This is a genomic window from Kosakonia sp. WA-90 (assembly GCF_039871955.1).
Classification (GTDB): Bacteria; Pseudomonadota; Gammaproteobacteria; order Enterobacterales; family Enterobacteriaceae; genus Kosakonia; species Kosakonia oryzendophytica.
Genome location: NZ_JBDPLJ010000004.1, coordinates 189886 through 200439 on the forward strand (window position 1 = coordinate 189886; position 10554 = coordinate 200439).

Annotated in this window: 9 protein-coding genes; 7 read left to right on the forward strand and 2 right to left on the reverse strand. The window is 51.4% G+C overall.

From position 1 onward, the window contains the following. Complete coding sequence (gene leuB / locus ABGA49_RS09785; RefSeq protein WP_061497727.1) at positions 1–1092, reverse strand: 3-isopropylmalate dehydrogenase; 1092 nt, start codon at positions 1090–1092, stop codon at positions 1–3. After that, on the reverse strand, positions 1092–2663 hold the full coding sequence (gene leuA / locus ABGA49_RS09790; RefSeq protein WP_347665497.1) for a 2-isopropylmalate synthase: 1572 nt from the start codon (positions 2661–2663) through the stop codon (positions 1092–1094). Before leuA ends, leuB begins: the two co-directional genes overlap by 1 nt. A gap of 729 nt (positions 2664–3392) precedes the next feature. Here leuA and leuO point away from each other — a divergent pair. The 7 genes from leuO to ftsL all read left to right on the forward strand — a co-directional run bounded on the left by leuO (position 3393) and on the right by ftsL (position 10530). Beyond that, complete coding sequence (gene leuO, locus ABGA49_RS09795; RefSeq protein ID WP_061497724.1) at positions 3393–4355, forward strand: transcriptional regulator LeuO; 963 nt, start codon at positions 3393–3395, stop codon at positions 4353–4355. 385 nt (positions 4356–4740) lie between these two features. Next, a complete protein-coding gene (gene ilvI, locus ABGA49_RS09800; protein ID WP_061497723.1) occupies positions 4741–6465 on the forward strand; it encodes an acetolactate synthase 3 large subunit in 1725 nt (574 codons plus the stop codon). Between the two features lie 2 nt (positions 6466–6467). Then, on the forward strand, positions 6468–6959 hold the full coding sequence (gene ilvN / locus ABGA49_RS09805) for an acetolactate synthase small subunit (RefSeq protein ID WP_007373137.1): 492 nt from the start codon (positions 6468–6470) through the stop codon (positions 6957–6959). Between the two features lie 179 nt (positions 6960–7138). Further along, complete coding sequence (gene cra / locus ABGA49_RS09810) at positions 7139–8143, forward strand: catabolite repressor/activator (RefSeq protein ID WP_061497721.1); 1005 nt, start codon at positions 7139–7141, stop codon at positions 8141–8143. A 622-nt stretch (positions 8144–8765) separates the two neighbouring features. Beyond that, positions 8766–9224, forward strand: a complete 459-nt coding sequence (gene mraZ / locus ABGA49_RS09815) for a division/cell wall cluster transcriptional repressor MraZ (RefSeq protein ID WP_061497719.1) — start codon at positions 8766–8768, stop codon at positions 9222–9224. A gap of 2 nt (positions 9225–9226) precedes the next feature. Next, positions 9227–10168, forward strand: coding sequence for a 16S rRNA (cytosine(1402)-N(4))-methyltransferase RsmH (gene rsmH / locus ABGA49_RS09820; RefSeq protein WP_088237381.1), 942 nt, complete (start codon positions 9227–9229; stop codon positions 10166–10168). Further along, a complete protein-coding gene (gene ftsL, locus ABGA49_RS09825; RefSeq protein WP_061497715.1) occupies positions 10165–10530 on the forward strand; it encodes a cell division protein FtsL in 366 nt (121 codons plus the stop codon). Before rsmH ends, ftsL begins: the two co-directional genes overlap by 4 nt. Positions 10531–10554 lie beyond the last annotated feature (24 nt).

Here is a 10554-nt window from a genome sequence, read left to right on the forward strand (position 1 = left end):
TCATACCCCTTCAGTGACATAGCGGGCGATGATGTCACCCATCTCATCGGTACTAACGGCGGCAGCGCCGCGGGCTAAATCGCCAGTGCGTACACCTTCTTCTAAAGCACGGTTGATGGCGCTTTCGATGGCGGAAGCCGCATCGTCAGCGTCCAGGCTGTAGCGCAGTAACAGCGCCAGCGACAGGATCTGTGCAATCGGGTTAGCGATATTTTTACCGGCGATATCCGGCGCTGAGCCACCAGCCGGTTCATACAGACCAAATCCTTGTTCGTTCAGACTGGCCGAAGGCAGCATACCCATGGAGCCCGTGATCATGGCGCATTCATCAGACAGAATGTCGCCAAACAGGTTTGAACACAGCAGCACATCGAACTGGGACGGATCTTTAATCAACTGCATGGTCGCGTTGTCGATATACATATGAGCCAGTTCAACATCCGGGTATTCCGTTGCGATTTCGTTGACGATTTCGCGCCATAACAATGATGTCTGCAGGACGTTGGCTTTGTCGATAGAGTGCACTTTTTTACGGCGCTTGCGTGCGGATTCAAAGGCGATACGCGCGATACGCTCGATCTCAAAACGGTGATACACCTCGGTATCAAACGCTTTTTCGTGCTGGCCTGTTCCTTCGCGCCCTTTTGGCTGACCGAAGTAGATACCGCCGGTTAATTCGCGCACGCACAGAATGTCGAAGCCATTTGCTGCGATGTCTTCGCGCAGCGGGCAGAATGCTTCCAGACCCTGGTACAGTTTGGCCGGACGCAGGTTGCTGAACAATTTAAAGTGCTTACGCAACGGCAGCAGCGCGCCGCGTTCCGGCTGCTGCGCCGGGGGCAGGTTTTCCCATTTCGGACCGCCAACAGAGCCGAACAGAATAGCATCAGCCTGCTCGCAGCCTACAACCGTTGCCTGTGGCAACGGGTTCCCGTGGCGATCAATCGCGATGCCGCCAACGTCATAATGGCTGGTGGTAATGTGCAGGCCAAAACGGTTACGCACGGCTTCCAGTACTTTCAGGGCTTGCGCCATGACTTCCGGGCCAATGCCATCGCCCGGCAACACAGCAATATGGTAATTCTTCGACATCACACGGTTTCCTTGTTGTTCTCTTTGTTCTGAGCTTTGCGTTGCAATTCTTGTTCAACTTCCGCAGCACGCCAGATGCTGTTCAGCACGTGCACCATGGCCTTGGCGGAGGATTCAACAATGTCGGTCGCCAGACCGACGCCATGGAAACGACGGCCGTTATAATTCACCACGATATCCACCTGGCCCAGTGCGTCTTTGCCGTGGCCTTTGGCGCTCAAGCCGTATTTCACCAGCTCAATGTCGTATTCGGTGACACGGTTAATGGCCTGATAGAGAGCATCGACCGGACCATTACCGTTGGCAGCTTCTGTTTTGATTTCGTCTCCACAGGCCAGTTTCACCGAGGCGGTGGCGATATCGTTGGAACCAGACTGCACGTTGAAATAGTCCAGACGGAAATGTTCTGGCTCTTCCTGCTGCTTGTTAATGAACGCCAGAGCTTCCAGATCGTAATCAAAGACCTGGCCTTTTTTATCCGCCAGTTTCAGGAAGGCGTCGTACAGGTTATCCAGATTGTAATCGGCTTCTTTGTAGCCCATCTCTTCCATACGGTGTTTTACTGCCGCGCGACCTGAACGGGAGGTCAGGTTCAGCTGTACCTGGTTCAGACCGATGGATTCCGGGGTCATGATTTCGTAATTTTCACGGTTTTTCAGCACGCCATCCTGGTGAATACCGGAAGAGTGGGCGAAAGCGCCGGTACCGACAATCGCTTTGTTCGCCGGGATCGGCATGTTGCAGATTTGACTAACCGTCTGGCTGGTGCGCCAGATTTCATGGTGATTAATACGGGTGTGCACGTTCATAATGTCTTTGCGCACTTTAATCGCCATGATCACTTCTTCCAGTGAACAGTTACCGGCACGTTCGCCGATACCGTTCATTGCGCCTTCTACCTGGCGTGCACCCGCATGCACTGCCGCGATGGCGTTGCCTACTGCTAAACCTAAGTCATCGTGGGTGTGAACGGAGATAATCGCTTTATCAATATTAGGCACGCGTTCATACAGGCCGGAGATGATGTTGGCGAATTCAAAGGGCATGGTGTAACCGACGGTATCCGGAATATTGATGGTTTTTGCCCCTGCGTTTATCGCCGCTTCCACAACGCGCGCCAGATCGTCAATCGGTGTACGGCCTGCATCTTCACAGGAGAATTCAACATCGTCGGTATAATTGCGCGCACGTTTTACCATATAGATTGCACGTTCAATGACTTCATCCAGCGTGCTGCGCAACTTGGTGGCGATGTGCATGGGGGAGGTGGCGATAAACGTGTGAATACGAAATGCTTCCGCCACTTTTAACGATTCTGCTGCGACATCGATATCTTTTTCTACGCAGCGGGCGAGGGCGCAAACCCGGCTATTTCTCACCTGGCGCGCAATAGTCTGTACGGATTCAAAATCACCCGGGGACGAAACCGGGAAACCGACTTCCATCACATCGACACCCATACGTTCCAGCGCCAGGGCGATTTGCAGCTTCTCTTTCACGCTCAGGCTTGCCTGTAACGCCTGTTCGCCATCGCGTAATGTGGTATCGAAAATAACGACTTGCTGGCTCATGGTTTAGGTCCTTTTTCTCTTAGGTCGCCTCGCTACGAGCATAAAAAAACCCGCGCCAAGGCGCGGGTTCTTAGTCTTAAACTGGAAGACGATTCAACTCTGAATATCGCCCACCGGTCTACCGCGCACGAGAGATGCGTTTAGTAGTAGTAGACCAGCGAAACCGACGTTGCGAATCATGAATCATGCTCCAGATGAATGCGATATGCTTTTAGTGGTACTGGATACGCCGAACAATGTCAACCCTTGCCGCTAAAAATGGCCCTTGGTTGACTCGGATTATTTTATGGCTGGTTAGTCAATTATTCTGCGTGAAAAAAGAAAAACAAAATTACTGGTTGTATGTTAAGGCCAGTTTTATTGTCATTATCGGATTGACATGATCCACGGAGCCGCGGAAACAGGACTTCCTGAGATGAAATGGTGGCGTGCGTCATAATAGTTGTTTAACTTAATTGTACTCAATAAAATGAGCATTAATTTTATTGGACATAAGCGATAGCGTTGTCAATTATTTTATGATGATAGTTACGTTGCTTTTATAATTCAGAGGTATTAATTCGCATTCGGAATAGATAATATTGTTGTTGCTTTTTTTTATTTGTTTTGTGCACTTAGCTATCGGGCTTTATATAATCCTAATTTGCTGTGGCTCACTTCTAATAATGCTATATGCATGATAAATCATCTTCCTGAATATTATTATTATACAAGCGAAGGGAGCTTATCATGACGACAGCATGCAACACTCCAGGGAAAGTCGTTGATAACCATAAGATTAGTGAGGTAGGTAAGCCACAGTTACGTTCCGTTGATCTGAATTTACTCACCGTCTTTGACGCGGTGATGCAAGAACAAAACATCACCCGGGCAGCGCATTCGCTCGGTATGTCACAACCTGCGGTGAGTAATGCCGTTGCACGGCTTAAGTTGATGTTTAATGACGAGCTCTTTGTTCGTTATGGACGGGGGATCCAGCCGACTACACGCGCGTTTCAGCTTTTTGGCTCCATTCGACAGGCCTTGCAATTGGTGCAAAATGAGTTACCAGGCTCCGGTTTTGAACCGGTGACCAGCGAACGCGTGTTTAATCTTTGTGTCTGCAGTCCGCTTGATAATTTTTTAACATCCATAATTTACAAAAATGTTCAGAAACTCGCCCCCAATATTCATTTAGTGTTCAAGTCTGCGCTTAATCACAATACTGAACATCAATTGCGTTACCAGGAAGTTGAATTTGTGGTCGGCTACGAAGAATTTCGTCGCCCGGAGTTTTCCTGTGTACCGCTTTTTAAAGATGACATGGTGCTGGTTGTCAGTAAAAAGCATCCGCGAATTGATGCAATCATCACAGAAGCGGACGTTTTTAATGAGCAGCACGCCGTTGTTTCCCTCGAACGCTATGCTTCTTTTAGCCAGCCCTGGTATGACACGCCCGAAAAGCAAAGCCGCATTGCTTATCAAGGGATGGCGCTGACCAGCGTGTTAAACGTGGTTTCACAAACCCACTTGGTGGCCATTGCGCCGCGTTGGCTCGTGGATGAATTTGCTGCGAGTCTGGAATTACAGGCGCTTCCGTTGCCTCTTCGGCTGAAAAGCCGAACGTGCTACCTCTCCTGGCACGAAGCGGCGGGGCGTGACAAAGGCCATCAGTGGATGGAAGAGGTGCTCGTCTCTGTCTGCCGCCGCTGACATGCCTTCAATAAACCAGGCTTTAAACGCCTGGTTTATTCTGCCTTGATTTTCACTGCCAGTATTTTGTCCTGATTTTCGTCTGTAGTGGCGTCGGTGTTCGCGTTAAAAATGCATGAATTACTGAACATGCTGCGGTTCGGATGATGAATGGTCATCGTCTTTGCTTATCACAGAGGTTTCCACCAATTCTTGTTTGTGGACTTCGTTTTTCCTCTTTTCCGGCGGGTGGGCGGCGACGGTTTGCTGATTGCTTGCCAGATTTTGAGCGGTTATGGTAACTGCCATTCATAATCAGAAGGCAGGGACTTCCTGTTCTGTACAGTGCGACAGTGCGGAAATGATTTTCGCTGTCAATCGACAAACGAAAGCCTGGAGGCAAACCATGGAGATGTTGTCTGGAGCCGAGATGGTCGTCCGATCGCTTATCGATCAAGGCGTCAAGAAGGTGTTCGGTTATCCCGGAGGCGCGGTCCTCGATATCTACGATGCCCTGCATACTATTGGCGGTATAGAACATGTATTAGTACGTCATGAACAGGCTGCAGTACACATGGCTGACGGACTGGCGCGAGCCACGGGGGAAGTCGGTGTGGTGCTGGTGACTTCCGGTCCGGGGGCGACAAACGCTATCACCGGTATTGCCACGGCGTATATGGATTCGATTCCATTGGTGGTGCTGTCCGGGCAGGTGGCGACCTCTTTGATTGGCTATGATGCTTTTCAGGAGTGCGACATGGTGGGGATTTCCCGCCCGGTAGTGAAACACAGTTTCCTGGTTAAGCAAACCGAAGACATCCCCGGAGTATTAAAGAAAGCGTTCTGGTTGGCGGCCAGTGGCCGGCCGGGGCCGGTGGTCGTCGATTTGCCGAAAGACATCATGAATCCGGCTAACAAGCTGCCTTATGTCTGGCCGGAGTCGGTCAGCATGCGTTCCTACAACCCCACTACGCAGGGGCATAAAGGGCAAATCAAACGCGCCTTACAAACGCTGAGCGCAGCTAAAAAGCCGGTTATCTATGTTGGTGGTGGCGCGATTAATTCCGCCTGTGAAACTCAGCTGCGCCAGCTTGCGGAAAAGCTCAATTTACCGGTGGTATCGTCTTTGATGGGGTTGGGCGCTTTCCCGGCGTCGCACCGTCAGTCGCTTGGCATGCTGGGTATGCATGGCACCTATGAAGCTAACATGACCATGCACAACGCCGACGTTATTTTTGCGGTGGGCGTACGTTTTGACGATCGCACAACCAACAACCTGGCAAAATATTGCCCGGAAGCCACAGTGCTGCATATCGATATCGATCCTACCTCTATTTCTAAAACGGTGCAGGCGGATGTGCCTATCGTGGGGGATGCGCGGCTGGTGCTGGAGCAAATGCTGGAGTTGCTGGAACAAGAGACCTATCCGCAATCGCCAGATGATATTCGCGACTGGTGGCTGCGCATCGATCAGTGGCGTGCGCGACAGTGCCTGAAATATGACACGCAAAGTGAGAGTATCAAACCGCAGGCGGTGATCGAAACCATCTGGCGTTTAACTCATGGCGATGCGTATGTCACGTCCGATGTCGGGCAACACCAGATGTTTGCGGCGCTCTATTATCGCTTTGATAAGCCGCGGCGCTGGATCAATTCGGGGGGGCTGGGCACTATGGGCTTTGGTTTGCCTGCGGCGCTTGGCGTAAAAATGGCCTTCCCGGATGAGATGGTCATCTGTGTCACCGGGGACGGCAGCATCCAGATGAATATTCAGGAGCTTTCTACGGCGCTGCAATATGAGTTGCCGGTGCTGGTGCTGAATCTCAACAACCGTTACCTGGGGATGGTGAAGCAGTGGCAGGATATGATCTATTCTGGTCGCCATTCGCAATCTTACATGCAGTCGCTCCCGGATTTTGCTCGCCTGGCGGAAGCGTATGGTCACGTAGGTATCAATATTACGCGTCCGGAAGAGCTGGAACAAAAGCTCGCGCAGGCGCTGGAGCAGGTGAAGAATAATCGCCTGGTATTTGTTGATGTTACCGTTGACGGTAGTGAACACGTTTATCCGATGCAGATCCGCGGTGGCGGCATGGATGAGATGTGGTTAAGCAAAACGGAGAGGACCTGATTATGCGGCGGATACTGTCTGTCTTACTGGAAAATGAGTCAGGTGCGTTATCGCGCGTGATTGGTCTGTTCTCACAGCGTGGCTATAACATTGAAAGCCTGACGGTTGCGCCCACGGACGATCCCACATTGTCGCGCATGACGATCCAGACCGTCGGCGATCAGAAAGTGCTGGAACAAATTGAAAAGCAACTGCATAAACTGGTCGATGTCCTGCGTGTGAATGAGCTGGGGCAGGGGGCTTACGTTGAGCGTGAGATCATGCTGGTGAAGATCCAGGCCAGCGGCTACGGGCGCGAAGAAGTGAAGCGCAATGCAGAGATCTTTCGCGGTCAGATCATTGATGTTACGCCTTCTATTTATACGGTTCAGCTTGCCGGCACCAGCGATAAGCTGGACGCATTTTTAGCGACCATTCGTGACGTGGCAAAAATCGTTGAGGTTGCACGCTCCGGCGTGGTGGGGTTGTCACGCGGTGATAAAATCATGCGTTAAGCGTGATTAGCCTTCAGCATTTAAAGGCCTGACATCCGGTGTCGGGCCTTTTTTTTGCGAAATCAGATGGAACCAGAGACGAAAGCGGTTGCCGCAGTGCCTATTCTGCGCTTAGATGTTATGGAAATTAGCCTATATCCCTAAAAAGGTTATGGAGTGCACTATTTTAAGGGGAAATTGTGAAACTGGATGAAATCGCCCGGCTAGCTGGCGTCTCACGAACCACGGCAAGCTACGTCATCAATGGTAAGGCGAAGCAATATCGTGTCAGCGACAAAACCGTTGAAAAAGTCATGGCCGTCGTTCGTGAGCATAACTACCACCCGAATGCGGTAGCGGCTGGGTTGCGAGCAGGACGTACTCGCTCTATTGGGCTGGTTATCCCCGATCTCGAAAATACGAGTTACACCCGTATTGCTAACTATCTGGAACGGCAGGCCCGTCAGCGTGGTTATCAGTTGCTGATTGCCTGTTCGGAAGATCAACCTGATAACGAAATGCGCTGTATTGAACATCTCCTGCAGCGCCAGGTGGATGCGATCATCGTTTCCACTTCGCTGCCGCCGGAGCATCCTTTCTATCAGCGCTGGGCAAATGACTCTTTCCCCATTGTCGCACTGGATCGTGCGCTGGATCGTGAACACTTCACCAGCGTGGTAGGTGCCGATCAGGACGATTCAGAAATGCTGGCGGCAGAACTGCGCAAATTCCCGGCTGAACGCGTGCTGTACATGGGCGCGCTGCCCGAGCTGTCGGTCAGCTTCCTGCGTGAGCAAGGGTTCCGCACCGCCTGGAAAGACGATCCGCGCGAGGTGCAGTATCTCTACGCTAATAGCTACGAGCGGGAAGCCGCGGCTCAGTTGTTCGAAAAATGGCTGGAAACGAACCCGATGCCACAAGCGCTGTTTATCACTTCGTTTGCGTTATTGCAGGGCGTGCTGGATGTGACCTTACGCCGCGACGGTAAACTGCCGTCTGATTTAGCCATTGCGACCTTTGGCGATCACGAACTGCTGGATTTCCTGCAATGCCCGGTGCTTGCTGTTGCGCAGCGTCATCGTGATGTGGCTGAGCGTGTACTGGAAATTGTGCTGGCAAGCCTCGACGAGCCGCGCAAACCGAAAGCAGGTCTGAGCCGCATCCGCCGCAATCTCTACCGTCGCGGGATATTAAGTCGCGTTTAATCATCGACATTAAAGGCAGCGGCAGCTGCCTTTTTTGTTTTGGTGCCTGTCTTTAATCATTTTATTGCTTTTCATCTTCCTAAGATAAATCCTTATTTTTTATCAGGTGGCTTTTTATTTATTCAGGTTGTTTCTTTAAATCCAATTTTTATGTGTTATTGAGAAGTAACTGAACATGATTTCTGTATTAAATTGTTACATCTGAAAAAAGAGCGCAATTGCCGAATTAACAACCGCTTCTGGCAGACAGATTTTACCATCTCTCATCTGCCGCCACGCTAAGTGCAGCCGCACGTAACTGGCACTGTTCAGGTGCGTCAATATGTCTTAAAATGCCGCCCGCGTCGCAAACTGACACTTTATATTTCGCGCGCAGAAATTGAATGGTTTTAAACGCCGGTGCGCATATTCTGTTTTTTTTCTTGCAAATATTCATGACGTTAATTTGCCTCGTAAGCTGAGCAGTAATTCACCAACGCAGATATTCACTGCGAATAAGGGATCTTTTGCTCTGGTTAGCCTTTGCGCTGGCTTGACAAGCTTTTCCTCCGCTCCGTAAACTCCCTTGGTGGGATTTTGTGGGATAAAGTGGTGAAAAAGATCACCTGGGGGTGAACCGGACATGTTCCGTGGCGCGACGTTAGTCAATCTCGACAGCAAAGGGCGGTTATCCGTTCCGACCCGTTATCGGGATTTGCTGCAGGAGAATGCTTCCGGTCAGATGGTGTGTACCATTGACATCCGTCACGCATGCCTGCTGCTTTACCCTCTGCCCGAATGGGAAATTATCGAGCAAAAATTGTCGCGTCTGTCGAGCATGAATCCGCTTGAGCGGCGCGTACAACGTTTATTGCTGGGACACGCCAGCGAGTGCCAGATGGATAGCGCTGGGCGTTTATTGATCGCACCTGTTTTGCGACAACACGCCGGGCTGACCAAAGAAGTGATGCTGGTCGGGCAGTTCAATAAATTTGAGCTGTGGGACGAAACGACCTGGTATCAACAGGTCAAGGAAGATATCGACGCTGAGCAATCGGGTTCCGAAGCGCTTTCGGATCGATTGCAGGATTTGTCTCTGTAAAGATGATGGAAAATTTTAAACACACGACGGTGCTGCTGGATGAGGCCGTTAATGGCCTGAATATTCGTCCGGATGGCATTTACATCGATGGCACTTTTGGTCGCGGTGGTCACTCGCGCCTGATCCTCTCCCGTCTGGGAGCGGCAGGACGCTTGCTGGCGATCGATCGCGATCCGCAGGCGATTGCTGTAGCTCAAACCATTGATGATCCTCGCTTCTCCATCATTCATGGACCTTTCTCTGCGCTTGCTGATTATGTCAGCGAGCGCGACCTTATTGGCAAGATCGATGGAATTCTTCTCGATCTTGGCGTTTCTTCACCGCAACTTGACGATCCTGAACGCGGTTTCTCTTTTATGCGTGATGGGCCGCTGGATATGCGTATGGATCCTACGCGTGGCCAGTCCGCAGCCGAATGGCTGCAAACCGCTGAAGAAGCCGATATTGCCTGGGTGTTGAAGACCTTTGGCGAAGAGCGTTTTGCCAAGCGTATTGCCCGCGCCATTGTTGAGCGTAACCGCGTTGATCCGATGACCCGCACAAAGGAGCTGGCGGAAGTGGTTGCGGCGGCGACACCGGTGAAAGACAAGTTCAAACATCCCGCGACCCGTACCTTCCAGGCGGTGCGCATTTGGGTGAACAGTGAACTGGAGGAGATCGAGCAGGCGCTAAAAAACTCGCTCGGCGTGCTGGCCCCGGGAGGGCGGCTTTCGATTATCAGCTTCCATTCGCTGGAAGACCGGATTGTAAAACGCTTTATGCGTGAACAAAGCCGGGGCCCGCAGGTTCCTGCCGGGTTGCCGATGACCGAAGAGCAACTCAGGAAACTGGGTGGCCGTCAGTTGCGAGCATTAGGAAAGTTGATGCCGGGTGAAGAAGAAGTGGCTGAAAACCCACGTGCCCGTAGTTCAGTTCTGCGTATTGCAGAGAGGACGAACGCATGATCGGCAGAGTGACAGAGACCCTGAGCAAAATGAAAGGATCGTTAGGAAGCAACGAGCGCCATGCTTTGCCTGGCGTGATCGGCGACGATCTTTTGCGATTTGGGAAACTGCCACTCTGTCTGTTCATTTGCATCATCATGACGGCGGTGACGGTGGTGACCACCTCTCACCACACACGCTTATTAACCGCGCAGCGCGAGCAGATGGTTCTCGAACGCGATGCGCTGGATATCGAGTGGCGTAACCTGATCCTGGAAGAGAACGCGCTTGGCGATCACAGCCGGGTTGAACGGATCGCGACGGAAAAGCTGCAAATGCAGCATGTCGATCCCTCCCAGGAAAATATCGTGGTACAGAAATAGTGACGAATAAGGAATCACGCGACG